At 60.3% G+C, this 26,429-nt stretch carries 26 protein-coding genes and 1 pseudogene; 14 read left to right on the top strand and 13 right to left on the bottom strand.

Annotated elements, in window-relative coordinates; genetic code table 11:
- Positions 1-22: 22 nt before the first annotated feature.
- Positions 23-1,093: a site-specific integrase gene (locus EGT36_RS29680; RefSeq protein WP_172965757.1), complete on the bottom strand. Its 1,071-nt coding sequence runs from the start codon at positions 1,091-1,093 to the stop codon at positions 23-25.
- Positions 1,094-1,519: 426 nt separating this feature from the next.
- Between EGT36_RS29680 and EGT36_RS29675 the strand changes: the two genes are divergently transcribed.
- Positions 1,520-1,867: a hypothetical protein gene (locus EGT36_RS29675; RefSeq protein ID WP_125271724.1), complete on the top strand. Its 348-nt coding sequence runs from the start codon at positions 1,520-1,522 to the stop codon at positions 1,865-1,867.
- Positions 1,868-1,872: 5 nt separating this feature from the next.
- Here EGT36_RS29675 and EGT36_RS29670 read toward each other — a convergent pair.
- Positions 1,873-3,546: pseudogene (locus EGT36_RS29670) on the bottom strand (IS66 family transposase).
- Between the two features lie 14 nt (positions 3,547-3,560).
- Here EGT36_RS29670 and EGT36_RS29660 point away from each other — a divergent pair.
- Together EGT36_RS29660 and EGT36_RS29655 are read left to right on the top strand one after the other, a co-directional pair.
- Positions 3,561-4,742, top strand: a complete 1,182-nt coding sequence (locus EGT36_RS29660; RefSeq protein ID WP_080823662.1) for an RHE_PE00001 family protein — start codon at positions 3,561-3,563, stop codon at positions 4,740-4,742.
- 232 nt (positions 4,743-4,974) lie between these two features.
- Positions 4,975-6,981: an ATP-binding protein gene (locus tag EGT36_RS29655; protein ID WP_080823660.1), complete on the top strand. Its 2,007-nt coding sequence runs from the start codon at positions 4,975-4,977 to the stop codon at positions 6,979-6,981.
- A 157-nt stretch (positions 6,982-7,138) separates the two neighbouring features.
- Here the strand turns inward: EGT36_RS29655 and EGT36_RS29650 are convergent, their stop codons facing one another.
- From EGT36_RS29650 to EGT36_RS29635, 4 genes are all read right to left on the bottom strand, one after another.
- Complete coding sequence (locus EGT36_RS29650) at positions 7,139-7,843, bottom strand: ImmA/IrrE family metallo-endopeptidase (RefSeq protein ID WP_210211253.1); 705 nt, start codon at positions 7,841-7,843, stop codon at positions 7,139-7,141.
- A 108-nt stretch (positions 7,844-7,951) separates the two neighbouring features.
- Positions 7,952-9,109, bottom strand: a complete 1,158-nt coding sequence (locus EGT36_RS29645) for an MFS transporter (protein ID WP_286084383.1) — start codon at positions 9,107-9,109, stop codon at positions 7,952-7,954.
- A 58-nt stretch (positions 9,110-9,167) separates the two neighbouring features.
- Positions 9,168-9,926 carry an SDR family oxidoreductase gene (locus tag EGT36_RS29640; protein WP_080823627.1) on the bottom strand — a complete coding sequence of 253 codons (759 nt, stop codon included), beginning with the start codon at positions 9,924-9,926 and terminating at the stop codon, positions 9,168-9,170.
- A 104-nt stretch (positions 9,927-10,030) separates the two neighbouring features.
- Positions 10,031-10,435 carry a winged helix-turn-helix transcriptional regulator gene (locus EGT36_RS29635; protein WP_125271722.1) on the bottom strand — a complete coding sequence of 135 codons (405 nt, stop codon included), beginning with the start codon at positions 10,433-10,435 and terminating at the stop codon, positions 10,031-10,033.
- A 116-nt stretch (positions 10,436-10,551) separates the two neighbouring features.
- On the opposite strand from EGT36_RS29635, the gene EGT36_RS29630 reads away from it, so the two are divergent.
- From EGT36_RS29630 to EGT36_RS29615, 4 genes are all read left to right on the top strand, one after another.
- On the top strand, positions 10,552-11,571 hold the full coding sequence (locus tag EGT36_RS29630) for a zinc-binding alcohol dehydrogenase family protein (protein ID WP_080823624.1): 1,020 nt from the start codon (positions 10,552-10,554) through the stop codon (positions 11,569-11,571).
- 88 nt (positions 11,572-11,659) lie between these two features.
- The gene (locus tag EGT36_RS29625; RefSeq protein ID WP_080823850.1) at positions 11,660-11,968 is read left to right on the top strand and encodes a putative quinol monooxygenase; all 309 of its coding nucleotides are present in this window, start codon (positions 11,660-11,662) and stop codon (positions 11,966-11,968) included.
- Between the two features lie 37 nt (positions 11,969-12,005).
- Positions 12,006-12,719, top strand: a complete 714-nt coding sequence (locus EGT36_RS29620) for an SDR family oxidoreductase (RefSeq protein ID WP_080823622.1) — start codon at positions 12,006-12,008, stop codon at positions 12,717-12,719.
- A gap of 48 nt (positions 12,720-12,767) precedes the next feature.
- Positions 12,768-13,193 (top strand): cupin domain-containing protein, encoded by a 426-nt coding sequence (locus tag EGT36_RS29615; RefSeq protein ID WP_080823620.1) that lies wholly within the window; start codon positions 12,768-12,770, stop codon positions 13,191-13,193.
- A 341-nt stretch (positions 13,194-13,534) separates the two neighbouring features.
- Here the strand turns inward: EGT36_RS29615 and EGT36_RS29610 are convergent, their stop codons facing one another.
- Positions 13,535-14,341, bottom strand: coding sequence for an SDR family NAD(P)-dependent oxidoreductase (locus EGT36_RS29610; RefSeq protein ID WP_080823618.1), 807 nt, complete (start codon positions 14,339-14,341; stop codon positions 13,535-13,537).
- 121 nt (positions 14,342-14,462) lie between these two features.
- Here EGT36_RS29610 and EGT36_RS29605 point away from each other — a divergent pair, with 121 nt between their 5' ends.
- On the top strand, positions 14,463-15,425 hold the full coding sequence (locus EGT36_RS29605; RefSeq protein ID WP_080823616.1) for a GlxA family transcriptional regulator: 963 nt from the start codon (positions 14,463-14,465) through the stop codon (positions 15,423-15,425).
- Positions 15,426-15,530: 105 nt separating this feature from the next.
- Complete coding sequence (locus EGT36_RS29600) at positions 15,531-16,418, top strand: alpha/beta fold hydrolase (protein ID WP_080823613.1); 888 nt, start codon at positions 15,531-15,533, stop codon at positions 16,416-16,418.
- Here EGT36_RS29600 and EGT36_RS29595 read toward each other — a convergent pair.
- Positions 16,358-19,333: a Tn3 family transposase gene (locus EGT36_RS29595; RefSeq protein WP_125271721.1), complete on the bottom strand. Its 2,976-nt coding sequence runs from the start codon at positions 19,331-19,333 to the stop codon at positions 16,358-16,360. The genes EGT36_RS29600 and EGT36_RS29595 overlap by 61 nt on opposite strands.
- Positions 19,334-19,490: 157 nt before the next feature.
- Between EGT36_RS29595 and EGT36_RS29590 the strand changes: the two genes are divergently transcribed.
- From EGT36_RS29590 to EGT36_RS30775, 5 genes are all read left to right on the top strand, one after another.
- Positions 19,491-20,411: an ArdC family protein gene (locus tag EGT36_RS29590; RefSeq protein ID WP_035228295.1), complete on the top strand. Its 921-nt coding sequence runs from the start codon at positions 19,491-19,493 to the stop codon at positions 20,409-20,411.
- Positions 20,412-20,557: 146 nt separating this feature from the next.
- On the top strand, positions 20,558-20,800 hold the full coding sequence (locus EGT36_RS29585; RefSeq protein ID WP_035228298.1) for a type II toxin-antitoxin system VapB family antitoxin: 243 nt from the start codon (positions 20,558-20,560) through the stop codon (positions 20,798-20,800).
- Positions 20,800-21,204, top strand: coding sequence for a type II toxin-antitoxin system VapC family toxin (locus EGT36_RS29580; protein ID WP_035228300.1), 405 nt, complete (start codon positions 20,800-20,802; stop codon positions 21,202-21,204). The genes EGT36_RS29585 and EGT36_RS29580 overlap by 1 nt, the downstream gene beginning before the upstream one ends.
- An 801-nt stretch (positions 21,205-22,005) precedes the next feature.
- Positions 22,006-22,323, top strand: a complete 318-nt coding sequence (locus EGT36_RS29570) for a DUF736 domain-containing protein (RefSeq protein WP_035228302.1) — start codon at positions 22,006-22,008, stop codon at positions 22,321-22,323.
- A 306-nt stretch (positions 22,324-22,629) separates the two neighbouring features.
- Positions 22,630-22,800, top strand: coding sequence for a hypothetical protein (locus EGT36_RS30775; RefSeq protein ID WP_167378254.1), 171 nt, complete (start codon positions 22,630-22,632; stop codon positions 22,798-22,800).
- 41 nt (positions 22,801-22,841) lie between these two features.
- On the opposite strand, the gene EGT36_RS29560 is transcribed toward EGT36_RS30775, so the two are convergent.
- The 5 genes from EGT36_RS29560 to traC form a co-directional block, all read right to left on the bottom strand.
- Entirely contained in the window at positions 22,842-23,120 is a 279-nt protein-coding gene (locus EGT36_RS29560; RefSeq protein WP_035228304.1) for an HU family DNA-binding protein, read from the bottom strand.
- Positions 23,121-23,261: 141 nt separating this feature from the next.
- Complete coding sequence (locus EGT36_RS29555; protein ID WP_035228306.1) at positions 23,262-23,519, bottom strand: WGR domain-containing protein; 258 nt, start codon at positions 23,517-23,519, stop codon at positions 23,262-23,264.
- 247 nt (positions 23,520-23,766) lie between these two features.
- Positions 23,767-25,695 (bottom strand): Ti-type conjugative transfer system protein TraG, encoded by a 1,929-nt coding sequence (traG, locus tag EGT36_RS29550; protein ID WP_080823609.1) that lies wholly within the window; start codon positions 25,693-25,695, stop codon positions 23,767-23,769.
- Positions 25,682-25,897 (bottom strand): type IV conjugative transfer system coupling protein TraD, encoded by a 216-nt coding sequence (gene traD / locus EGT36_RS29545; protein WP_035226523.1) that lies wholly within the window; start codon positions 25,895-25,897, stop codon positions 25,682-25,684. The genes traG and traD overlap by 14 nt, the downstream gene beginning before the upstream one ends.
- A 4-nt stretch (positions 25,898-25,901) precedes the next feature.
- A complete protein-coding gene (traC, locus tag EGT36_RS29540) occupies positions 25,902-26,198 on the bottom strand; it encodes a conjugal transfer protein TraC (protein ID WP_035226521.1) in 297 nt (98 codons plus the stop codon).
- Between the last annotated feature and the right edge of the window lie 231 nt (positions 26,199-26,429).

Raw genomic sequence — 26,429 nt, 5'->3', positions numbered from 1 at the left:
TACGATTATCGCGCGGGCTCGGTTAGAGTATACGAGCTGCACGTCCATTTCGCCGTGTCGCACTGTTATAGTAACTAGACGCCTGCTGCACAGATCGATGGCGTGATTGATCCATGGCTTCTTGCAGTGGAATTCCGAGATTGGCGGCTTCCGTTAGGTATCCGGATCGCAGCCCGTGCGCCGAAAACTCCTCACTGTCCAACCCGGCCATCTCCGCCCGCTGCTTGACAATCGCATTGACCGCGCCTGCCTCTAACGCCCGCTTCGACACATTGCCCCAGCGATCGACCTTTCGGAACACGCTGCCACTGTCAATTTTTGCCAATGCGATCCAGGCATCAAGCGCCTCGACCGGCCGGCCGGTGAGATAGACGACCTCGTCGTGATCGGCGCCGGAGGTTTTGGTGCGGCCGAGATGGATGGCGCGAGAGGGGAGGTGAGGTCCGGTTTCGGTCTCGATCGGCGGCTCGACGGTGATCTGCTCGACACGCAATCCGGCAATCTCGCTACGCCGACGGCCGCCGGAGGCAAACGCGACCATGAGGATCGCCCGGTCCCTGACGTCCCGTAGGCTTTCCGTAGCGCAGGTCGCTAGCATTTTTGCCAACACGTCGCCGGTGACCGCCTTGGCGCTTTTTCTTCTACGCGGGCGCGGCGTGGCACGCACTGCAAGACGAATGGCAGATTTGAGGGCAGGGGAGGCGAAGGCGCCGGACAGCCCGCGCCATTTCGTCAGCGTAGACCAGGATGCTAGCCGTCGGCGCACCGTGTCGGGCGCATGCGGACCGGCGGTGCGCAAAAATCCTTGCGCGCGGAGGATCTCAGAAACGGCTTCCGGCATCCCGTGATCGGGATCGGACTTTTTCTTTTCCGGATCCCAAAGATGATGCGCGACAAACTTCAGCAACAGCGCTTCCGGGGCAGGCCAGGTCAGTGGGTGCTTCGTCGCTGCCAGCGACCACGCCTGCAGATAGGCGAGATCGGAGGTCAGGGCGCGAAGTGTGTTTTCGCCCATGCCCTCGTTGACCAGATGCTTCAGGGTTTGGATATCCTGATCGGTCAGCAGTTCGGCCAGTTCGTCGCGCCGCTCCATCGGCAGCACCGCGGCAATCGTGTCGAGTTCCTCGGCGCGACGATCGACGGGTGACTTTTGACTGGAGGGTGACAAAGGCGGCTCCGAAACAGTGCTTCCAGGCGGCGCTGCGGCCGTCCATTGCCACCACTTTTTCTGATTTGCGACTCGAAATCAATCACCGCCGATAAGAGATACTTATCGGCGGTGAGCCACCGCGAGCTTCTTTATGCCATGTGAGGAACCTTAGAGGACAACTAGCTTTCGTTTAAGAGATCGTTTACCATAAAAACAATGGCTTACGATCTCGCGAAACTGCCCATTCACACCCTGCTGAAAGTAAGCGGGGCAGATCGGGTGGCAGTGCTTGGACAGTAGTCAGTCGTTGCCTCCACGTGTGGCCGTTGGCATGGTGAAATTAAGGATTAGGAGAGGAGGGCGGAGCGCTTGCGGCAGATCGATATTGACAGCCTGGACGAGGCGACCCTCATCGAACTCAACGCCCGCATCGTCGAGCGTCTGCAATTCCTGCATCATCAGCGAACCGCTGCAGCCCTTCAGGATATCCGGGTCGGAAGTGGCGTCACGTTCGAAGGTCCTGGCGGGGTCCAAGTCCGTGGTGTCGTCATCCGTCGGAATAAGAAGACGGTGACGGTGCATGCCGATGATGACCGGCAATGGAATGTATCGCCGACGCTGCTGAAGCTCACCGGCACCCACGTGCTCGACACCATCAATCAGATCCAGTCCGACGACGGCAAGGTCGTGTCCTTCCTGAAGCCAGAACGTCGGTGATGCGCTCAGGGGCTGGCAACGACCATGGTGGCCAGTGGGGGAATGGCTGGGTGCGATGTGCAGCTCCCCAGCCGATCGCCGAGATAGTGCCAGAACGAAAGGCCGAGCTTCTGGCAGGTCTTCATCAGGCCCAGCATGCTGTCGCGCGCCTGCCGCCCGTTGCGGCTGACCGTCCCCCCGGAAATCTTGCGCTTGATAACAAAGCCGCGAAGATCTCTTTCCGACGCATTGGTGTGGAGCGGGATCTCGGGCCGCTCCAGAACCCGCAGCAGTTCTGGCTTGCGGCGCCTGAGCCGAACCAGCAGCTTGTCGAGCTCGCCATACCCGGTGCGGATGGAGAAAATCCGGTCGAACCGGGCCCGAAGGCCTTGAGCTGCACGGGGATCAGGCCTTCGTCGATACGCTTTCAGAGCCTTGTAGAAGTGCCAGATAAGATCCCGCAGGGTTTCGACCTGTTTCACCTGCTGTGGCGTCGCCGGCATCAGCTTGTGCAGCAGCCGTTCGGCGTGGACCCACCACAGCGCATGGGTGCCAACCCGGAACTGCCCGGCATCGTCGGAGACAATCATGGCATTGCCGACCAGACCATGATGGCGGATGGCGCCCCAGATGCCAGCCTCGGCAAACGGCCGGATGATGTCCTTGTCGAAGATGTCGATACCATGGGCGGCCAGATGCTGGAGAAACGGAACCTGATTGGCAAACCGCCGCGGTCCACTTCTCTTCAACCGTGCCAGAAGGACGGGGTCCACCGGACGGCCGTCCAGAATGGTGAAGGCGGCGTCGTTGAGGACATAATCCTGATAATTGCCCCGCAGCAGGGCCAGAAAGTTCAGCCGCGACTTCGCCGGCGCCGTGCGAAAGGCAGTGAAATGCTCACCGCCGATCTGCGTCGTATGAAAATTGCGGTGGGCATGACGGGCACCGGTGTCGTCGACCGTCACGTAAGGCGCAGACACGAGGCCCGCATGCAGCACGGCGGCATCCTCGGCATGAAAGCCATCCAGCCGCTCCGTCAGAAAACGCACCACCTGGCGCTTGGAGATCTCGACACCGACGTCGTTCAGCAACGTCGTCAGTCGCTGCGTCGTGACCTGCCCATGCGCATGCAGCATCAGACAAAACCGCCGCAGATTGGGCCCAAAGCCACCTCGTATCCCCGCAGGCAGCGGCGCGATGATGGTGTCTCCCTCCGGCGTCACCTAGCATTCCCGCCGGTAACGGACCACCTCGACCCGCAGCACCAGGTCACGGACGAAGCAGTCCTTGTAGCCCTTGAAGCGCGATCCGGCCGGTACACTAACAGGCAGCACCTCTTCACGCGTCACGCGCTTCGTGTCGTTCTTCGGACCGCGTGGCGGCGCAGGCCCTGGGCTGCCGGAAGCCGGTTTGTCACTCGTTGCCCGTTCCATGCACGAAGGCCTGAAGGGCGGGCGGGGCGGCAGGTTTTTCAGCCGCGCAATCTCATCGCGCAGAAGCTGGTTGTCGACCTTCAGCCGGGTGTTTTCGAGCCTGAGCTGCTCGTTTTCCTCACGAAGCCTCTGGTTTTCCGCCTCGAGCTTCTCAATCCGGGCGTCTGCCCGACCAGCCCGCTCCACCAGACCGGTCAAGAGCTCTCGCAGCGCCTTCAGCGACAGCGTGTCAGCATGCTCGGCCATGGGCAGGCGGCGCTTCGTCATCAAGGAAGTGAATCATGATTTACAAGAAACAGGAATCCCTGCTGCCACCGGATTTGCTCCAGTTACTGCTAAAACCCGTCGCCGACGCCAGCAGCGCTCTCGCACGTCTCGACGAGCGCACCGCCCGCTCCCCCGTCGGGCAGGGCTGGATCGAACGGCTACATTTCACCGACGCCTGCGCATCCCTCTGGATCGACGGCGAACTCGTCCACCTCGAAGACCTCGTCCTCCACGACGCTCTCCGAGACATCCGCACCCCAACCCACGAACTCACCATCGCCCGCGACGTTTTACGAACCCGCCGGCGCATCGCCGACCATCCACCCGCCTGGGCTCTGTCTGAAGAGGGCCTGCGCGGCCTGCGGCAGGCGTGGCCTGCAGCATCTTTGGGAGATGGGGGCGCTGGCGTGGCCGACCAGCCCACCGCGCGTGAAGTGGCTGATGGGGGAGGGGAGGGGGCGGAGGTTAGTGACGTGGACGGTGAGGCTGGCGAGGACGTCCTGGATGCCGAGCTCGCTGCCATCGATGCCCTGCTGGCGCGTTCGGAGGCGACGATCGAACAGGCCAGGAAGCCAGGTCCCGCCAAAAGCGCTCCAAGCTCGGGCGCCGGCCGGGAACGCGACCCTCTCGTCTACGATCTCGACTGGGACGAGGATGAACGGCTGGAGGAATGGCGGGTGGTGCTGCGCGGGGTGCAAGAGTTTCCGGCGGTGCTGCAGGTAATCGTTGCGCTGGATGCCTGGAACGAGATCGGTGTGCTGCAGCACGCCGGCTGGATGGGCCGGCTCTTGGCGGCCTCCCTCCTGCGCCAGGGTGGTGTCACATCAGGTGGCCACCTCGCCGCCATCAACCTCGGCCTGAAAACCATTCCCGTCGATCGCCGCCGTCATCGCAACCGCGAAACCCGGCTGCTGGCGATCGCGCAGGGATTGATCGCAACAGCCGAGATCGGACTAAAAGAGCATGACCGGCTGGCGCTTGCTCGGCAGATGATGGAACGCAAATTGGCGGGAAGACGAACGTCTTCAAAACTGCCGGAGTTGGTCGAGCTGGTGATGGCGAAGCCATTGGTGTCGGCCGGGATGGTGGCAAAGACGCTTGACGTGACGCCGCAAGGGGCGCGGCGGATTGTGTTGGAGCTGGGCCTGCGCGAGATGACGGGGAGGGGGAGGTTTCGGGCGTGGGGGGTGATATAGGATGTTCGAAACCAGATGCAGCTCCGACACCGCGTGCTGATCGGTGATGAACTAACTCCGGTCCCAATATCGATATCATGCGACTGGCCCCCGACTAAACTATGACTGCAAAACCTACCGGAGCAATGCATCAATCGTTAGTCCATGAGAAGAATACTGTTAGTGACGAGTCGACGGCGTTGCCCAATCACCAAATAGACGCATAAGCTGTATCGCTACCTGGGGGGAAAAGATGGCTTCGCTTCAAAGCAATCTTGTCAAAAGAATCGAGCGACTACCGAAGCCTGCGAATACCGCAGATGCTATGCAGCCGCTGTTTGAAGCCATCAGCAACTCAATTCACAGCACGCAGGACCGTTTTCGAGACGACGTTGCCAACAGCGGCCGGGTGATCGTAAACATTGTTACTGCACGCAAGCAGGCCCACGTTAAGATTGTCGTTGAGGACAATGGAACAGGCCTGGACCGAAAGAACTACGAGGCATTCACGACCACCGACACCGACAATAAGATTGCTCGTGGTGGGAAAGGCGTAGGTCGACTTCTGTGGCTTGATTGCTTTGAAAGAACCACGGTGTCCAGTCTCTTCACCGAAGATGATACCCTCAAGCGCCGGCGCTTCCGTTTTGTCCTGTCGTTGACCGACCAGATTGAGGATTACGAGGAAGGAGGCGTCGCGGATCGGAACGCGGGTACAGGCATGACGGTGGAATTCGATGGTCTGCGTGACAACGGTTATCGTGCCAAATTTCCTGGGCGGGCAGCCTTCATATTTCAGCATTTCACCTCGCATTTTCTGCCGACGTTCATCGGGTCTCGGTCACCGAGAATAACGGTTCATTGTGGCGACGAGACACGGCATTACCCAGAGGAAATCAACTCAATCATCCATCGCAGGACGACGGTGAAGGATATTCCGACCGCCGACTACGGACCGCTGACGCTAACGCTCATGGAATGTGACAAGGTCGCCAGCGCCGATCTGCAAGGTTCGCATTTCGTTCATTTTATCGCACACGACCGAACCGTGCATTCACACAAGATCGACGCTAAGCTCGGCCTGAAATACTTCGGCCCGAATGAGGACAGAGTGTTCCACGCTGTCCTCACAGGCGACTTCCTAGACCGAAACGTGAATCAGGAGCGCACAAAGTTCGTCTTCGAGGACGCTATCCTGGACCGAATCGTCAACGAAGTCTGCACGCCCCATATTGAGGCCTTTCTTGCGGAGCCCCTGACCGCTCTTCGTCTCGATCAGCGTACGCGGGTTAAGGCAATCGCGGAGTCATACCCGTCGGTGGCTTTCGGAGACGTTGACGAACTGCAGAAGAAGATCCCCTCCGGTGAGTTGAACGACGACGCCATCTTCGGCCACCTTTCCCGTGAACGCTACCGGCGAGACCAGAGGCAAGCTGAGAAAATTCGCACGGTGCTCGAGCGACTGAAAGAACCCTCCGTCGATGTGCACACCTTCGCTAGCGCAATCGAGGCTGCCAGCAAGGCTATCGAGGAGACTGAGCAAAAAAGCCTTGCGGAATACATCGTCCGCCCGAAGGTCGTCCTGCATTCGTTCATCTGCCCATTGCGTGTCAATACGTTGGGCGATGGAACACGAAAGGTCGTTCCTGCCGCATCTCACGACCTCTGGATCATCGATGAGCGGCTGACCTTTGCCCAATATTTTAGTTCCGATGAAGAATTCCAGAACCTCTCGAGCGCTGTCGAGAGTGATGAACGTCCCGATGTGCTGATCTTCGACCATGTGCATGGACTTCGCCAAACCGATGATCCGTCCCGTGTTCTGTTGGTCGAGTTCAAACGTCCAGGTCGTACCGGCTACGCTGACGATGAAAACCCACAGCATCAGGTCGAGCGCTACGTTCGAAGGTTGCTGGAGGGGGGCAAGCTGGACGTTAGGGGCCGTCCTATAAAGCTCAAGGACGACACGGTCTTCTACTGCTTCATCGTCGCGGACATCGTCGGAAAAATGGACGATTGGACCTACTCCCGGGATCGCACGGCGGATGGTCGTGGTCGTTTTTATCAGCCACGTTCCGGGTTCAAGGGGTCGATAGAGTTGATCGCATGGGACACTCTCCTGAATGACGCGAGGGAGAGAAACCAGGCATTCTTCGATCGCGCCGGCATTTCCGGGAAGAGCTTTTTTACAGAGGCGCAAGCGGCAGCACATCAGCGACTTCGGACAGAAGTCGATGATCCTGTGGAAGCGACAGCGTAAGATTAAAGAGGGGGAAGCGAGTGCCGCAATATGATGCTGATGAAATAAGAGGCATGATCGCTGCGGGCGAGGTCAGAGGATTTACGCTCGACACCAGTTAGTTCGGTAGTGCCCTCGTTGAAGCCACTTTCGTTGGACGCAAGGTATCCGTAGATGCTCAAGTCGAACGAGACACGAGGCGCAGTTCGGGAGGCTTGTTCCTCTCGGCGGTCATGGAAATGGCCCCCGCTAACCCAAAAAGCAAGTTCTCTATTTCGGCCGCCGGTACTGACAGCCGCTCAGCAATTTCCGTTTTCGTTATCCGTTCGTTCCAAAGGGCGGTCAGCACCTTTTGCCATACGACCGATTGTTCCCGTTGAACCCCGAATGGTTCCGATGTCCGGTATCCATGGTCTGAAGCTTGGATGCAGAACATGCGGTACTGCCAGTCGGATATGATCTCCAATGTATGAAGGCGATAAATCATCGCCATGACCGACACTGCCCATCGCTTTTTAGCTTCGACGATTTGATTCAATGTGTGAATGCGTGGCAGCCGCGCTATGACGTCCGCGGACGGCATCAAGAAGGAGGAAGCAAACCGATTTGCCTCCTCCTCGGCTCGTCTGCCGCTCGGGCCTCCATGCCGGTGCAAAACCAAATGGCCCAATTCATGGGCGGCATCAAAGCGCCCATGTTCGGCCGTCTTTACCGTACTAAGAAAAACGAAGGGCCGGGTGCCTCTCCACACTGAAAATGCGTCGACGGTTCGTGTGTTCTCGACGAGCGAAAAGACCCGCACACCCTTGGCTTCGAGCAAATGGACCATGTTCTTGATCGGTTGCTCGCCGCTGTAAGGGGCCGACGGTTCGATTCCGTTCAAGAGCTGGATTTTCGCACGGGGCGCTGGCGGCGGATCAGCTTCCGTTTCGCTTCCAGATCTTGTCAAGAGCCAAGGCTACCAGTTCCATCACTGCAGCCGCTGCCCCGATCATCCAAACATCGCCCACTGCGATAATGCCCGCGCCGATCGCGCTACCGATGGAAAAGCCGAGATAATTGTCGACGTGTTGAGGGAGAGTGCGATAGAAGCATGGCTCTGACCACCCGCAACGATCAGACGGGCCATCTGAGCGGGGAAAAAGGACCAGACACTGAAGCCCCATCCGGCGACGGCGAGAAGTGCCACAGAAACGGCAGCCATGCCCGGCAGTGCCGTGGCTATAGCCAAAGCTGTGAATGACAGGGCGAGTGCGACAAGTGAGAAGCCCGCGACCTTGAGCGATCCGAGCCGGTCGTTCAACGCGCCGCCGGTGAACACGCCGAGTGCCGCGAATATGCCCCAGAGCGTGACTGTGGCGGCGACGCCCTTGTCGGCGAATCCCAGCGTCTGGAAGAGATAGGGCGCGATATAGGGATAGGCTGTATAGGCGCCGATCGACCAGAACAGCGTTACGGAGAGGAGTTTCAGAACGGGCGCCTGGCGGATGACGCTGACACGCTCAGCAATGCTCGCAATGGCCAAATGAGCACCCGCGTTGCGCCCGACGCCTGCCAGGATGCCGATGATCGCGATAGCCCCCATGGCGGCGACCATGAGAAATGTCGAGCGCCAGCCGAATGCATGACCGGTGATCGAACCGAGCGGTAGGCCAAGTGCAATCGCAATGGTCATGCCACCACTGACGATGGCAAGTGCCATCCCACGCTTTTCTGCCGGTACGATCATGCCGGCAAGCGCGTTTGCGTTCGGCGCATAAAGACCGGCGGCGACAGCCATCAGGATACGGGCAAACATCAGCGTGCTGAACCCGGGCGCGAAGGCCGCAATCAGATTGCCGACTTTGAATATCGTCATGGCGAGCAGCAATGTGTCTCGCCGGCGCAGCCCGCCCGCGATGACCGTTCCGATAGGAGAGCTGAGCGCCAGCACGAGAGTGAAGACGACGACAAGCATCGCCGTCGCGGAAAGGCTCATGCCCAGATCGGAAGCGATGGTCGGCAACAATGGGGCGATCATAAAACCTTCGGTACCGATCGCGAAAGTGCCGAGTGCCAGGAACCATGCCGGCAGCATGGATGGATTGGGCTGCCCCAGATGCTCGCCGTTTACGGGAGTGGCGGATTTGAGATCATGTTTCTGCAGCATGATAACCTCCAGCCGACACCCGGCTGCCCGTTCGGCAACCGGGTGTCGGCCTGTCCTGTCAGACGGGGATCGGGTTGGCGGCGAGAGATTCGTTGAAGGCGTTGAAAAGCACGTGCTCTCCGCTGCCCGGATTGTCGCGGATGGCCCTGATTTCCTCGACATAGATTTCTTCGGATTCCGTGCCGAGGCCCTTCATGGTCTTCTCGATGAAAATGTCGAGCGGCATGGCGCGAGGATCGCCGCTCTTCTTGACGAGGTCGGTATCGACCCACGGCGGCGCGATTTCCTGGACGCTGACATTGGTGCCGCGCAGCTGGAAGCGTTGCGATAGCGCATAAGAATGCAACGCTGCCTTTGTGGCGGAATAGACTGCGGTGGAAGCGAGCGGCAGATAGGCCAGAACCGACGTGTTATGGATGATCGTGGCCTTCGACTGAGCCTTGAGATGGTCGATAAGAGCCGAAGTCAGGCGGATCGGACCAAGCAGGTTCGTGTCGATAATCCGACGTGACTGAGCGTCATCGATCTTTGCGCCAGCATCATCAAAAGGCATGATGCCCGCATTGTTGACCAGGACATTGAGCGTCGGGTAGTCGCGGATCAGTAGAGTAGCGACGCGATCGATATCGGCCGGATCGGCAATGTCGAGCTCGATGCCTTCCATGCCCGGATTGGCGGCGGTCACCTCATCGAGCAACGCCTTGCGGCGGCCGGCGATGATGACCTTGTTGCCAAGGCGATGGAAGGATTCCGCCAATGCGCGGCCGATGCCGGATGTGCCGCCAGTGATAAAGATCGTGTTGTTTTCGAGTTGCATGGGTCTCTCCTTTGAACCGAGCGGCTGAAGGCCGCGCTTCGATGGAGAGATCTTGCATCAAGTAATTCATGTCTGAAATGACGCATAAACGTCAATTCAGGACATCACGCTGATCGACTGCTCGGCGTCTCCGTGGCAATCGTATCGCGCGGATCCATCCCGCGTGGTTTGCCATAGAGACTGATATTGGCGTCACCCCAATATTTAAGGGCGAGCAGGATCGGTTCCATGCTGCGGCCGAGCTCTGAGAGCTTGTACTCTACCTTTGGCGGCACTTGAGCATAAACCTTGCGTTCGATCAGGCCGTCGTCCTCAAGCTCGCGCAACTGGTTGGTCAACATGCGGGGGGTCGCGTTGACGATGTGTTTGCGCAGTTCGTTGAACCGCAGTGTCCCTGAAAGCAGGTGAAAGAGCACAACCGACTTCCATTTGCCGTCGATGAGGCCGATGGCGGCTTCTACCGAGCAGCCGGGAGAGCAATCGAAGCGCGAATGGCGGGCTTTGGCCATAACAGTATCCTTTTTGATACTACGTGTGTGTTTTGTGCGTATTGCGTCTTTTCGATGATAGCTCATTTTAGCTCCATATCAATCGACATCGCAGTCGGTCATTAAAGGAGCACATCATGAAGGCCATCGGTTACAAGGCGCCGGGAGCTATCGAGCGCGAGGACGCATTGCAGGACATCGAACTTCCCCGGCCGGTTCCGGCAGGCCGGGACATTCTCGTTCAGGTGAAGGCCATTTCCGTTAATCCGGTCGATACGAAAGTCCGTAAGGGCGCCAGCCCGGAAGCCGGACAGTGGAAGGTGCTCGGCTGGGATGCGGTCGGCACTGTCGTAGAGACCGGACCAACAGCCAAGGACTTCAAGATCGGCGACGAGGTATTTTACGCCGGCTCTCTGACCCGCCCCGGAGCCAACAGCCAGTTTCACCTCGTCGATGAACGTATCGTTGGGTCCAAGCCGAAATCGGTCTCCGATGCGCAGGCCGCGGCCCTTCCGCTAACGGCAATCACCGCCTGGGAGATGCTGTTCGACCGGCTAGATATCCGAAAAGCGGTGCCGGGTGCAGCAAACGCCATAGTCATTATTGGCGGCGCCGGCGGGGTCGGCTCGATCGCCATTCAGCTCGTGCGAGCGCTTACCGATGTCACCGTCATTGCCACAGCCTCGCGGCCGGAAACCCAGGATTGGGTGAAGACGCTTGGTGCCCATCACGTGATCGATCATTCCAAGCCGATCGCGGAACAGGTGGCAGCTCTCGGCATCGGCGCGCCAGCCTTTGTGTTCTCAACGACTGAAAGCCATCGCCATCTCAAAGAAATTATCGAGCTCATCGCGCCGCAGGGCCGGTTCGGGCTGATCGATGATCCGGAAAGCCTCGACGTACTCGGCTTCAAGCGGAAGGCCGTATCCATCCACTGGGAGTTGATGTTCACGCGCTCGATCTTCGAGACCGCCGACATGGCAGAGCAGGGTAGGCTGTTGAACGAGGTGTCTCGTCTCATCGACGAGGGCAAGATCCGGACCACCGCGACTGAAATTTTGTCGCCCATCAATGCCGCAAATCTGCGCAAGGCGCATGCCGCCATCGAAAGTGGGCGAACAAAGGGCAAGGTGGTGCTCGAAGGGTTTTCCGACTGAGGCAGCCGGATCTTGAGGCGGTGATCGCTCACAGTCGTTCACCGCCTGAGCTACTTGCAGTGACTTGCAACGAAAAAGGATGACCGTCATGAGCGCCCAGCTCTCAGACCAAATTGAACTCATTGCGCTTTTGCGCGCGAAGCCGGACAAGAGCGTAGCCTTGTTCAGTGCACTGGCTGCCATCGTGCCTGACGTCCGCAAGGAAGATGGATGCCTACGATACGATCTTCACGTCGATCGCGACAATCCGGAAATGGCGGTCATGATCGAGAGCTGGCGGGATGAGGCCGCTCTCGCTGCCCACGCCGCCGGCGCGCCGTTTCAATCGCTGGCCTTGCGTCTGGATGAGCTGCTTGCCGAACCTCTGCGTTTGCAACGCCTCCAGCATCTAGCCTGACAGCGCAAATTCACACTTGAAGGAAAGGAAAAGGTTTATGACTTTGCTCAAAGATCAACGCGTCCTGGTGATCGGCGGCAGCTCCGGTATCGGACTTGCGGTCGCCGAAGCCGCAGTCGCCGCAGGCGCGCATGTCACCATTGCCTCTCGCTCACAAGATAAACTGCTCGCCGCCATTGAGAAGCTGGGACCTGGGACCGATAGCGCGGTACTGGATACCACGGATGAGCCGTCGCTTCAGAGCTTCTTCGTGTCACGGAAGGCTTTCGACCACGTCGTGGTCTCAGCGGCACAGACGCCGACTGGTCCACTGCGCAAGCTAGCTCTTACCGATGCCCAGGCGGCAATGGAGAGCAAGTTCTGGGGTGCCTATCGGGTTGCGCGTGCGGCCCGCATCGCGGAGCGGGGCTCGCTGACATTGATCTCCGGCTATCTGAGCGAACGGCCATCCGCGTCCTCGGTTCTGCAAGGAGCGATCAATGCAGCGCTTGAAGGTCTGGCGCGTGGTCTTGCGCTCGAATTTTCGCCGGTGCGTGTCAACACCGTGTCACCCGGACTGATCGATACGCCGCTGTGGTCGAAGATGGCCGACGATGCCAAGGCGGCGATGTTCTCTCGCGTGTCGGAAAACCTGCCGGCAAAGACCATCGGCAAGCCTGAGCACATCGCCAACGCGGTGCTATTCCTCATGACCACGCCATTCGCCACCGGGTCGAACGTGCGGGTTGATGGCGGCGGTGCGATCGCCTGAGCGTGGTCGGATACTTGTAGAGGCGAAGCAAAGATAGGGAAGATCACCATGTCTGATCAAAGCACTGCAACATCCGCGCGTTTCGACATCCTGGCGATCATGAATGAGTTTCCGCAAACAGCGGAGACGTTGCTGGTGGACACGTATCTACGCGATACGCCTGCAGCAAGCTCGCGGGTGTTTCGCGTCTACAAGGGGACGCCGCCGCATTACCATCGGGGCAGCGATGAGTATCTTTACGTCCTGTCCGGGCGGGGCACCTTCTGGATGGAAGACCCTGCAACGGAGGCCGAGTTCCAGCCCGGACAACTCCTGTTCTTCGAAAAGGGCACGGTTCATGCGCTGCCAACCATCCTTGAGGAGCCGGTCGTGTTCCTTTCCGTCGATACGCCCCGCCGCGATCCGAAAGACATTGTCTTCGTGCACAGTGCGGACGGATCGCCCGAAACCTTTATTGCCTCAAAGCGCGGTTGAGCGGCGCTTTCCGGTCGTAGTCTAATTTAAGGGAATGTGACCCGTGGTCCGAACCTGGTTTATCACCGGCGTCAGCAGCGGCTTTGGTCGCGAGATGGCCGAGCCGCCAGCCGCTCGGGGATCCGATTAATATAGTTCAGGCCATGATTGCGTCGGTTGATCAATCGCGGGCGCCCCGTCGGCTGGTGCTCGCAGTGATGCCTATGGCGCGATCACAAGGGCGCTCAACGAACGGCTGGCCGAGGTGGAGCTGCAGAGGATAGCGCCGCCGCCGCGGATATCGTTTAACGGAGGGAGGGGAGGGGGATGCCGGTGACGACCATTCCCCTCCATGGCACCCATCAAGCCGTCCGGCCGTGCGCGGAGTATCTGCCTGCCGGTTGGGCACTGGACAAATGTGGAAGCATGGCTGCCCGGGCAGCTTCCCATTTGTCCCATTCAGCTGCATCCATGAGGGAAGGAATGGTGGCGAATTCGCCGCGATCAAGGCCGACGAGCGCAGCGTCGACGAGATCCGCAGGCGACATCACCCATTCGCTCGGCAGGTTGCTTGCCGGCAGTCCGGCAATGTCCCAGAACTCGGTTCCCGTTGCGCCGGGAAGCACGACCTGAACAGTGACCCCTGTCTCGTGCAGTTCCTTGCGAAGCGAATGACTGAAGGCCAGCAGGAAGGATTTGGTGCCGCCATAGACGCCGTTCAAGATTTCTGGTCCGATCGCCACGATGGAAGAGATGTTGATAATGGTACCCTTGCCGCGCTGCCTGAAGAGCGGGACGATGGCATAGGTCAGACGCATCGGCGCCGTGACATTGATGGCCACCATGGCCTGCATTTCGGAAATGTCGGCAGTCGCCAAAGGCGCGGCACTGCCAAAACCTGCATTGTTGACCAGATGCGTGATGGTGTCGTCCTGTGCAATAACCTTTTCCACCGCAGCCAGGCCGTCGTCGGTGCCGAGATCCGCGGCAAGTGTCCTGATCGACACGCCGTAACGCTCCGTCAATGCGGCGGCGACATCCTTCAAGCGGGCGAGATTGCGCGCCACCAGAATGAGATGATGGCCGCGCCGGGCAAAGCGGTCGGCATAGACTGCGCCGATCCCGGATGATGCGCCTGTTATCAGAATGGTCCCGTGTGTGTTGCTCATTGTTCGCTCCTTTGGCTGTGGATTGGAACGTCCAACCCCGTGTTTCGATGGAGGGACATTAGCCGTAGACAATGATGGCTGAAATGACATACAAACGGCAAAACAGGACAAGGATACGAGCATGCGGCACATTGGCTTCATCATGGAGAATGGGTTTCAGGTGATGGGCATGGCGGCGTTGAGCGCTTTTGAATTCGCCAACGAGACCCTTGGCGCGGAGGCGTACCGGCTGACCGTCATGTCCGAAAACGGTGGTTCAATTCGATCCTCGCTTGGCATCGGTATTGAGACACAGCCGCTCGCAGACTTCCCCGACACGCTGATGGTCGTCGGCGAATTGCTTCCGAAGCCTGTCTCCGCGGTATTGAGGGATTACATCGCTCGTGCGGGGCGAGAAAGCCGACGGGTGGCTGGCGTCTGCACCGGCGCATTTCTGCTGGCCGAGGCCGGCCTTCTGGATGGAAAAAGCGCCACCACCCACTGGGCTCACGCGCGCAGCCTGCAGGAACGGTTCCCCAACATCCATGTCGATGACGACCGCATCTTCATCCAGGACGGTTCGATCTGGACGTCGGCAGGCATGAGTTCCGCCATCGATCTGACGCTGGCACTGATCGAAGATGATCATGGGGCCGAGCTCTCGCGATCCATTGCGCGCAAACTGGTGGTGTATCATCGACGGCCAGGAGGGCAGTCGCAGTTTTCGGCGCTACTGGAGTTGGAGCCGCGCTCGGACCGGGTGCGACGTGCGCTTGTCTATGCCAAGGAGCATCTGCGAAATCCGTTGACGGTGGAGGAACTCGCGGAAGCCGCAAGCCTCAGCCCACGCCAGTTCAGTCGCCTTTTTCGGGAGGAGACGGGGCAATCGCCGGCAAAGGCCGTAGAGCGCCTGCGGCTGGAGGCGGCAAAAGTGATGCTTGAAGACGGCCGTCATCCCCTCGACATCGTCGCCCGCGATACAGGCTTTGCGGACCGCGATCGGATGCGTCGAGCATTCTTACGCTTTTTCGGCCAGCCGCCGCAGGGCCTGCGCCGCAGCCTGAAGCTGATAGAGGGCGTCGAAGACCCTGATCTGGTGCATTGATGCGCGCGTCCTGAATTGACGTTTCTATGTCATTCAAGACGCGGCCGACCGGATCTATCTTCTTTCATCAGAAGACCTCACGGCGGGTGATGAAAGGAAAACCTAATGTTCTCTTCCAAATACAATGATGGAATCGAGACCAGCCATGGCCGGCTCGCCATCCGCCTCGACGGACCGCAAGGAGGCATCCCGCTCCTTCTCCTGCAGCGCTTTCGGGGCACCATGGATGATTGGGATCCGGCTTTCATTGTAGCGGTTGCCAGGGATCGCCGCATCATTCGCTTCGACAGCGCCGGCGTTGGACGATCGAACGGCACCGTGCCGGCGACCATCGGCGGGATGGCAGCCATCGCTGCCGACGTCGTGGCAGTGCTCGGGTTGTCTCAGGTTGATGTCCTCGGCTGGTCGTTGGGTGGAGCGGCTGGCCTGGAGTTTGCACTGAACTTCCCGCATCTGGTCCGCCGGCTGATTGTCGCGGGCTCAAGTCCCGGACCCGTTGCAGACGGCCCGCAGCAACATCCGCGCGTGCCGCACGTCATGACGAAGAGCGAGAATGACGAGGACGACTTTCTTTTCCTGTTCTATCCGTCAAGCGAATGCGCCACCGCCGCAGGCCGCGCCTCTCTTGCCCGTATCCGGTCGCAGCCTGATTGTGGACCGGCAACGTCACCGCTAGCGCTGATGATGCAGGTGAAGGCGATGTCTTCCTGGCCCGGCATATTGCACCGGGCGAGCGAGCTCAGGCTGCCGATACTGGTCGCCAATGGAGCGCATGACGTGATGATCCCGGCATATCGCTCCTATGTGCTCTCGCAGCAAGCACCCAATGCCAAGCTCATGCTCTATCCGGATGCCGGTCACGCTTTCCTCTTCCAGGGGGCCAGAACAAGAGCAGTCCGAAATCGTACGCTAAGGGCGAACAGATTGAGAACTTATGCGACCCGCCGCAGCCCGGCTGGCATACGAAGCGATCGAAATCCGTTCGGCATCTGATGTTCGGCATCCCAAGTGTAGATGCCGGTAAGGTTGATGTGTTCCCAACTGAGCGGCGAGATGTGCTTCGACAGAGTATCAGGAATGTCTCGACCCGCTCGCTTCAGCTGTGTGATTGCACGGTCGAGATAGACGGTATTCCAATGGACGATCGCACTGACGACGAGGTTGAGACCAGAGGCGCGGAACGCTTGGCTCTCGAACGACCTGTCGCGAATCTCGCCTCGCTCGTGGAAGAAGACAGCGCGTTTGAGCTTATGGGCGGCCTCACCTTTGTTGAGACCCGCTTGGCATCTCCGCCGTAGTGCCGGACTTGAGTACCATTCGATCATGAAGAGCGACCTCTCGATACGGCCGAGTTCGCGGAGCGCCCTCGCAAGATGGCTTTGCTTCGGAGATGCGGACAGTTTCTTGAGTATCGTAGACGGGACCACGGACCGCGTCGTGATCGACGCCGCGAGATGGAGCAGATCGTCCCAATGATCGATGATCAGATTGGCATTGATCGGCGCCCCGATGTGGTTCGACAGCGCCGGATGTGCATCGCCCTTGTCGAACGTGTGGAACTTCCGGTCTTTGAGATTACGCAGTCGCGGTGAGAACCGCTTTCCGATCAAGGCGAACAGCCCGAAGATATGATCACTGGCACCGCCCGTGTCGGTAAAGTGCTCCTGGATGTCTGGGACCGTGTCCTGATCGAAGAGCCCATCGAGCACATAGGCCGCCTCGCTCTCGGTTGGACTGATGGGCAAAATACTGAAGTAGCCGTACTGGTCTGACAGATGGCTATAGAATTTCGATCCGGGCACGCTGCCGTAATGCAAGTTGATGTCGCCGCGCTTTGCAGCTCGATCGCTCGCACGGAAGAATTGGCCATCGGACGATGACGTTGTGCCATTGCCCCAAAGGCGGGAATGTGGATGCTGGGTGTGGGCATCGGTGATGCATGCTTGCGCCGCGCGGTAAGTCTCCGATCGAGCATGGAATGTGCGCATCCACCCAATCTGATGAGCGCTGATCCCCTTGGATGCGCCAGCCATTCGCTTCGGCCCGAGATTGGTCGCATCCGCCAGGACGCCCGCCAGCATGGCAGAGACATTTTTCGGAACGTCGCCGGTGCGAACATGCGTGAATGTATCTGCAAAGCCGGTCCATTCATGCACCTCCCTCAGCAAGTCGGGAACCTCCACCAACGGATACATGTCGCTGATCTCGGCATTCAGCTCCTCGGCGGCTGCGGGGACTTCGCTGGCGGTTGGTGTGACAATCAAGGTTCCTGCCTCGAGACGAACTCCCTCGAGCTTTCCAGATCGTGCTCTGTGCGCCAGACGCGTCAGGTTGAAGTCGAGCATCTGACGCGCTTCGGCAAGCCACTGCGCGCCGTCGCTCTGGACCCCCAAACCGAGACGATCGTCTTCCTTCATCGAGATGAATGTCGACCGCGGCATCAGATGCTCATCAATGGGCCGGAAAGATCGGCTGCCATCGACCCAGATCTCCGCAGAACTAAGCCGGTCTCGCAAAGCCGCGAGCGTGGCGATCTCGTAGAGACGGCGATCGGGTTTACCCTGTTCGAAGATAAGCCGTCGATCAGTTTGGCTGAGGTGGGTGATCGGCAAGCGATCCGGGAGTGTCCGCCGCTTCTCGGTATAAAGCCGTTTCAGTAGCGCAATTGCCGCCAGAAGCGGGTCGTGGCGATGCGCCGAGCGGAACGTGAAGGCCTGAAGGAATGCACCAACGTACTTGTGGACGGTCGAATATTGCTCGGCTGCTACGATCAACGACGGCGCCTCGTTGTCGTCGACCATCGACTCGAGCTCGGGCTTTATCCGAAGCAGCCGGTCCCAGCCGACTCTTTGGTCGAGAACATCTAATGCGTTCCGACCATAGTCGTTGGCAGACTGCAGGGCCGTGATCGTATCCAGAAACATGCGCAGCGCTTTGGCGGTGTTCGCTCTGCAGTCCATCTGCCGCTGCTTCTTCCGATTATTGGCTTGCGAGAACAACTTGCCCATCAGCTTGATGAACATCGTCACAGCATCGTCCGTGATCTTCTGGCAAAGCTTGATGACTTGAGCCACGATCAGAGCGTGGCGACGGCTGGCGTTGAATTCGTTGGCAAGCCAGGCCGGCGTTGCGTTGCCCTCCCGGATCATCTGGTCCCACCGTCCGGATGATACCCGCGCCTGCAGTTCCGGATGGATCTCCAGCCGCCGCAGAAAAGCTATTCGCTCGGTCAGCCCGACGAGGTTCGACGCAGCCGGCGCTTCTGGCGCCGAGCGCAGCCAGTGGAAGCGCGTCTTGCCGATCGACGGGTCAACCTCTAACAGCCTATCCAGTGATTGAAGCCTATCGAGCGGGATTTCTTCAATCAGAGTTTTTTCTGCCCGGCGACGGGCTATGGCACGGCCGGCAAGGCCAATGCGTTCGATCGTGTCGATCGCCGGCAGAAGAACTCCGCGTTCGCGAAATGCGGCGACAGCCGAACTGGCTATCGCAGCACCGTCGTCTGACATGGTCGCCGCTTGAATTGCCGCTAATAGCGCGGCGCGGCGATCTGGCGGCGTCGCGCTTCTCGTATCCAGATAGACCATTAGCCGCGCCATATGATCCCGACGAGTTTCTTCACGACGTGCATAGAGAGCAAATTCGTCTGGAGCGGCGCCGATCTGATCAGCAACATACTTCAGCATGGCGCGAGGCGGAGTTTCTTCTGCTCCAAGCACTCGACCTGGGTATCGCATCAGACATAGCTGGATGGCAAAGCCGAGCCGATTGTGATTACGTCTCCGCAGTTCGATCTCCAGGCGATCCGCCAATGACAACGAATAGTGGCGGATTAGGCTGTCCTCGTCGACCGGGATATCGACAAGCTTCCGGCGATCTTGATCTTTGAGAAGCTTGCGCTTTGCCATCGCCCGACCCCATTCATGACCAATCTGCGTGAAGCGTTGTCGAGTCGGGCCGGACAGAGAAATCAAAATTGGCGCATGTCGATGGCAATCCACAGAGATCGGATGTTGCACATCCGATCTACGGCATCGTTCCGGATTTGTTCGACCTTAGCGTACGATTTCGGCCTGCTCTTGTTCTGACCCCATCTATGCACGGATCACGGAGCGCATCGTCGCCGATCTGGAGAAGGGGGTGCGCCCGTGGGTGCAGCCCTGGAGTGCCGGCAACATGTCCGGCCGTATCACCCGGCCGCTGCGCCATAACGGACAGCCATATACGGGGCTGAATGTCCTCCTGCTCTGGTCGGAGAGTATCGCGCGCGGTTTTACATCGACGACATGGATGACGCTTCGGCAGGCGAACGAACTTGGCGCCCATGTGCGCAAGGGCGAAAGCGGTGCGACCGTCGTCTATGCCAGTCGATTCACGAAGACAGAGAAGGATGCCGGCGGCGGGGAAGTCGAGCGCGACATTCCATTCCTCAAGGCGTACACGGTGTTCAATTGCGATCAAATTGAGGGGCTTCCGGATCACCACTATCGCCGCCCGGAACCGGTCGCAGAGCCGCTCGAGCGCATCGAGTATGCGGACCGCTTCTTCGCCAATACCGGCGCAGTAATCCGGCACGGCGGACGCCAAGCCTTCTATCAGCCATCCAGCGACACCGTTCAGATGCCGAAGTTCGAGGCGTTCCGGGATGCCGAAAGCTATTACGCCGTCCTCGGTCACGAGATCACCCACTGGGTCGGCGCAAGCCACCGGCTGAATCGGGATTTGAGCCGCTATCACAAGGATCGCACGGATCGCGCGCGCGAAGAGCTTTGTGCCGACATAGGGGCATGTTTCCTCTGCGCCGATCTCGGGATCGTCCCGGAACTGGAGCCGCGGCCGGATCACGCGAGCTATGTGGCCTCGTGGTTGAAGCTGCTCGACGGTGACCGCCGGGCAATCTTCCAGGCGGCCGCACATGCGCAACGCGCTGTCGCCTATCTTCATGACCTCCAGGCGAATTCGAAGACCGAGCGGGAGGCCGCCTGATGCCTTTCGCCCCTAAGGTCGAAGGGGAGGGTAAGACGTCTTCCCCGGTCGGAGGTGCGACCTCCGTGTCCCCCGTTGGAGGAACCTTGCAGATATGGGCGAGGCGATCTACATTATTTCCTGAATTTATCAACATGGAGTGGCCCATGCCGATCAATGTCAACAATCCCGAAGCGGACGCTCTCACGCGCAAGTTCGCGCATATAGCCGGCGTCAGCATTACCGATGCAATCGTGATTGCCATGAAAGAGGCGATCGAACGCCGCCGCCACCAGGAGACGCCGCTGCAAACCGCCGCCCGGCTCCGCAAACAGCATGGCGTCAAGCTCGATGAGGCTCAGAGACAGCCGCTTCCGCGCGAAGCCTATGACGAATTGTGGGAAAGCTGATGTTCGTCGATGCCTGCGCCATCATCGCGCTCCTCTCCGACGAGCCGGAAGCGGAGCGTGTCTCCAATGCGATCGCGTCAGCGAAGGTCGCCTTCACATCCCCGGTCGCCGTGCTTGAGGCGGTGCTCGGCCTTGCCCGCCCCGACAAGTTTGGCCTCGCCGTGGCGGAGGTAGAACCGATCGTCATCGAGTTCCTCGATGAGCGCGGGATCGAAATCCGCGATCTCCCGCCTGCGGACGCGACGACCCGGATCGCTCTTTCCGCCGCGCATCGCTATCGCGCGGGCCGCCGGGGCCTCAATCTCGGCGACTGCTTGCATTACGCATGCGCCAAATATTACAACGTGCCCATTCTGGCGACGGCAGATGAGTTCAGACAGACAGACATCGACACCGTACCCTGACGCGGCCGGCCATGACGGCTGGTTCCGGGCGAAGGTGCAGGCGGCTCTGGAAGATTCCCGCGCCGACACTCCCGACAAACAAGCCGAAGCACATTTCGCCGAGCGCGTCTAAGGGCACGGTGCAGCGTCGGCGAACGGCACTTGTGGCCCCCTTTTGATCGGGCGGGCGCAACCGGCGGCGCGCACGGAACGAGCCCCGCCTCGACTGCGGATCCGGTTGGCTGATAATGGCAAGCCACAAGCCTGTTCGTCTCGAAGCGTTCCCGTCCCTTCCTCTCGACCGACCTCCAGTTAGGCGTCCTGAAACCCGTGCCGCCCGCATGTCCGAGCATACGCGGCCGATGCAAGAGCCGCCATGCGATCGGTGCCGGTCAGCGCGTTTGCCGGTGAGATGACGCGGATGGGGCGTCGGTGAGGGATCGACCGACACGGCGGGCCGTGCAGACGGGAGCCATCGTGAGCGAGCGGTGCCATCACCGCGGTCGCCGTCGGGGATCGCAGACAAACTCCGGGCCATGATCGGTGTTCCTTGCCCGATTGAAGCGGGGCGCACCCGCGCGGACCTCGATGGATCTGGTGTGACCGAAGGACGACTTCGTCTCGATCGCCATCCCGCAACGGCCATCCGCAACTTTCTTCCCCTGCGAACAGGTTCGCATTCCTCGCGGTCCAAGAAAGCCGCTCCCGGCCGCCCTCCACTTCGTTTCGGCCCAGAGGGTGCAGTGTCGATCGCCCCCGGTTCTTACACCGTCATCGAGGCCGCGACAGGCGCGCCCGAACAAACCGGAAAGGATCACGACAATGGCAGTCATCGGCGAATTCACCACCAACGGCAACAACTCGATCATCGGCAACGTCCGCACGCTCACGGTCAGCATGAAGGCCCGCCTGCATCCCATCGAGCGCGTCTCGCGCGACGCCCCGGACTTTCGCATCACCGCCGGCAACGGCGTGGAGGTCGGCGCAGGCTGGAAGGCGGTCTCCAACGACGGCGAGGAATATATCTCGGTCAAGCTGGACGACCCGAGCTTCAACGCCCCGATCACCGCGGCGCTTTGGCCGAGCGAGAAGGAAGGGGAATACGCCCTCATCTGGAACCGCCCGAAGCGGGAGGCTTGATCGCCACGCCCAGGAGCTCCGCCACCGGGCGGGCTCTTCTTCTTATGTCGCATGAGGAAGCCGGTCGCGGGCATCGAGCCCGCTTCCGGCCTTTCGGGTGCCATCCGGAGAGCTGGGGGGTCTGCTCAGTTCGTCCGAGAATGCCATGGCGGACCGAAGGCGTCCAGCACGAGCGGTACCCCCAAAATGCTGGCGCATTTCGGCTCCCCCGCTCGCCGCCTCCGGCGGTCGCGTTCCGCGATCCTGGACTCCTCCGCTCCGCCATGACGCGCGGCGTCGTCTTTCACAAACGTCAAGGAGACGACGATGTCGATTTCTCTCGAAATGCAAATCGAGGAACTGAAAGCTGAGCTCAGGGCCGTTCTGGACGCGAGCGAGCGCTGCCAGATTGCGGTGGAGCTGGAACTGGCGCAGGCCGAGCTTGCGGCCGTTGAGGCCGAACAGGACGGCCGCATCAGCGGGGAGCCTCCTTTCTAGGAGACTTCCATAGGGCTGCCGATCTCAGCAGCCCACTCGCCTCAGCCGTTCAGTGCGTCCTTGACCGCCTTGCCGGGCGTGAACGTCAGCTTCTTCGAAGCGGCGATCTTGATCGTCGCACCGGTTGCGGGATTGCGGCCCTCGCGTTCCGGCGTGTCCTTGATCTTGAACTTGCCGAAGGATGGGATGGAAGTTTCCGCGCCGCTCTTTGCCGCCTCTGCGATCTGGCTGAACACGCTTTCGACGATGGCCTTGGCCTGTGTCTTGGTCAGGTTCTGCTCGGATGCGATCTTGTCGGCGATTTCGTTGGTGGTAGTCATGAAGGACAGTCTCCTCTGCTGGTGGTTGTCCTTCAGCTATGACGATGAAGACGCGGCGCCGATAGAGGCGCGAATGCTGGAAGTGTTGGCAGATGCGAGAAAACCACCGGAAACAAGCAGGCTCGGGCTGTTCAAAGTCTGTTATTTGGCGCGGTGGGCGTCGCGATAGCCCCGCTTTCGTTTCGTGCGCTCCAGGCGCGATAGCGCCCTGTCTGCATCCTCTTGGCCGTCGAAGGTTTCCATCATCGTCTGGCCGTTAGATCCGATCCGGCCCCAGTTGCGGATGATGGAGGCGCCACCAAACAGGGTCGGCTGGATCGTGAGCGTATAGAAGCGACGCATGTTCTGGGCCGCGTCGATGCGGTGAAGATTAACCTGGCCTGTCCCCTCGTTTTCCATGATTGGATTCTCGCTTCGTTTTGAAGCAGCGTCCAACGACTTCCATGAATCGATCCCGCGTGATTGATTCATCTCGCTGATGGTTTTCCCCTCTGGAGGAAATAGGGAGTGGGCGAGGCGGCTTTGCCGCACGGCTCTATGCGCTGAAGCGCACCGAACCCGCCAAGCGGTTTCGTCCCATGCGGGTTGCGATCCTCCCGCGGACCGGCTTGCAGCCGGCACATGCAAGCCCCTTCGATCGGGGCTCTCATCCACCTCTCTCTTCTTCGCGATGAAACCTGTTGTGCCCGACGCAGGCCTTCATGTCGTCACGCCGGAACCAGATGGCGCGACCGCATCTGAGCGGTGGATTGCCTGCGGTGAAGACGATCTGTTCGTCACTGCGCATGCGCAGGACCTCGTGCGGCATGATCAGCGGCCGACGGCTGAGCTGCTTCGAGCGTGAGCGCGACGATCCCTTCATGCCCGTGGAGCGGTTTGTCTGATCGACCTCGACCGTGGTGTCACCACAGCGCTTCGAGATGTACTCGGCCGTGTCCGGATCATTGATCGCAGCGAACGAGATCCAGGACGCGGATTCGAACCATTTGCTTGTCGCGTCACGCCCGCCATAAGCCTCGCGCATCTGGCCGATCGACTGGAAGATCATAGCGAGCGTGATGCCGTATTTGCGGCCGGCGTCGCGCGCCGTTTCGAGGATGCGCAGATAGCCGAGGCGGGCGACCTCATCGAGCAGGAAGAGGGTGCGTCCCGTCACATCGCCATTGCGGTTATAGATGGCATTGAGCAGCGAGCCGATGACGACGCGGGCGAGACCGGGATGGCCTTCCAGCACCTTCAGGTCGAGAGCGATGAACAGATCCGTGCCGCCTCCCGCGAGATCGTCGGTCGAGAAACTGTCGCCCGACACGAGCGATGCATAGTTCGGGTAGGACAGCCAGTGCGTCTCCTTCACCGCGTTGGCGTAGACACCGCTGAATGTCTCCGGCGTCATGTTGACGAACACCGCGACATTCTCTTTCACAAAGTCGGATTCCGACTGTTCGTAGATGCGCGTCAGACGCTCGCGCAGCTTCGGTTCGGGTTCGGACAGATTGGCGCGCACCCGCCGCAGCGTCTGGTCCTTTTCTTCCGTATGACCCGAGAGACACACGTCCGCGATCAACGCGGTCAGAAGCTGCATCGCCGAGGCGCGGAAGAAGTCGTCGCGCGCCGACGCAGCGCGCGCATTGTCGGTCATGATCCAGGTCGCGACCGCGACTATATCCTCCTCCTTCGTCCCGCCGAAGCGGCCGATCCAATCGAGTGCATTGAAGCCGATGGCGGGCGTCGCGGGATCGAGCACGATCACCTTGCGGCCCGCCTTCCGCCTCTGATCGATGACCATCGGGGCAACCTCGCTCGAGGGGTCGAGCACGACGAGACTGCCACCCCATTTGAGCGATGTCGGGACCGTCACCGACGTCGTCTTGAAGCCGCCCGAACCCGCGAACACGATGCCATGCGAGGAGCCGAACGAGCCGTCGAAGCAGAGGAGCGGGCTCTTTCCACCCGCACCCCAGGTTTCGGGAGTATCGGCTCGGAACGCGCCGGCGGCGACGCTGTCGCGGTCGACGCGGTAGCGTTCGCCGATAACGACCCCGCCGCTCTCCGGAAACAGCCTGGCAGCGTCGGTCATGCGCATCCAGTCGGCCTCACCATGAACGGCCCGCTTGCCGTGCATGCGCCGCGGCGCGGGCTTCGCAAACGCCGCGTTGCCCTTGACGGCAACCCGCATTGCGAAGACGCCAGAGACAAGTGCTGTCGCCGCGCCCAACATTGTAGCGGGATCGGCATAGGCCAGAACCGATTGGCCGGCCGGAACGCGATCGGCAACGCCGCCGAGCCGGACCGTTTCGCGCAGCACGGCGATCAGAATGACCGCCAGGCTTCCAGCTCCAACGCTCCAGCCCGCCGTCTTGATGTTCGTCGCGCCGTTGACAGCAAACAGCGAGATCATCCCCGCAGCTGCGGCAAGCGCATAGGGAAGGGCAAGTCCGATGCGCCCGAGAACGAGTTTCGCCTGTCCCGTCGTTCCGAACGCGGCCATCCATTGCTCGATACCCGAAATGACGATCGTCGCAGCACACATGATCGTGGCGGGGACGATGGCGAGGAGCAGCCTACTCGGCGTCACGACGGAACGCCTCCGTGCCGATCGCCATCAACCTTGCGCGCTCGGCAGCATCGTTGCGGAAGCGTGCGGCCGCATCGATGAGCAGCCCGAGCAAAAGCGCCCGCTTCTCGTAGCGCAGGCCGGCCTTCACGATCAGGCCGCCCAGCTCGATCTTCTCGCGCGTGTCTTGTCTGCGGGCGTCGGTCGACATGGTCCGGGCCATCCGTTCAAGCCTCGCCAGCGCTGCCCGCAGCCGCGCCAGCCGGGACCGTCGAGCCTTTCTCGCCGGCGGCATTGCCATCACCTCCATTCTTTCTTCCGATTGCAGCGGCCTTGCCGGCGCGAAAGCGCCCGGCGATTTCCTCGAACGCGGCTTGAAGCTCGGCCTCCTCGATCTCGATCTCGCCAAGACCGGCTTTAAGCGCGACCCGGCCGATGCGTTCGGCCTCGCGCGTCTCCGCCTGCCGGAGCTGGTCCTGCAAACGGGCGATTTCTTCCCTGATCTTCGATGATGGCTTCTTCATTCCGGTCGTCCGTCCTTTTCGTTTGGCGTTGCATTCGCAGCGCCAAACCTCTCCCGGATGACCCCTCGAGGGAATGTGCAGATTTGCACGTCGGCAAGGCCGACACTTTGCGAGATCATCCCGCCGTTCCGAAGGAGCGGAGCCAAGGGCGCAATTATACGTCGCTGGCGCGACGCGTTGCTCAGAGGCTTGTCCCTGGTTGCCGCTCCCGACGAACCGGGTTCAATTCGG

This window comes from Agrobacterium sp. FDAARGOS_525 (assembly GCF_003938925.1).
GTDB classification, from domain to species: Bacteria; Pseudomonadota; Alphaproteobacteria; order Rhizobiales; family Rhizobiaceae; genus Agrobacterium; species Agrobacterium pusense.
Note: the sequence above shows the minus strand (reverse complement) of the source record. Positions and strands in the feature narration are given on the sequence as shown.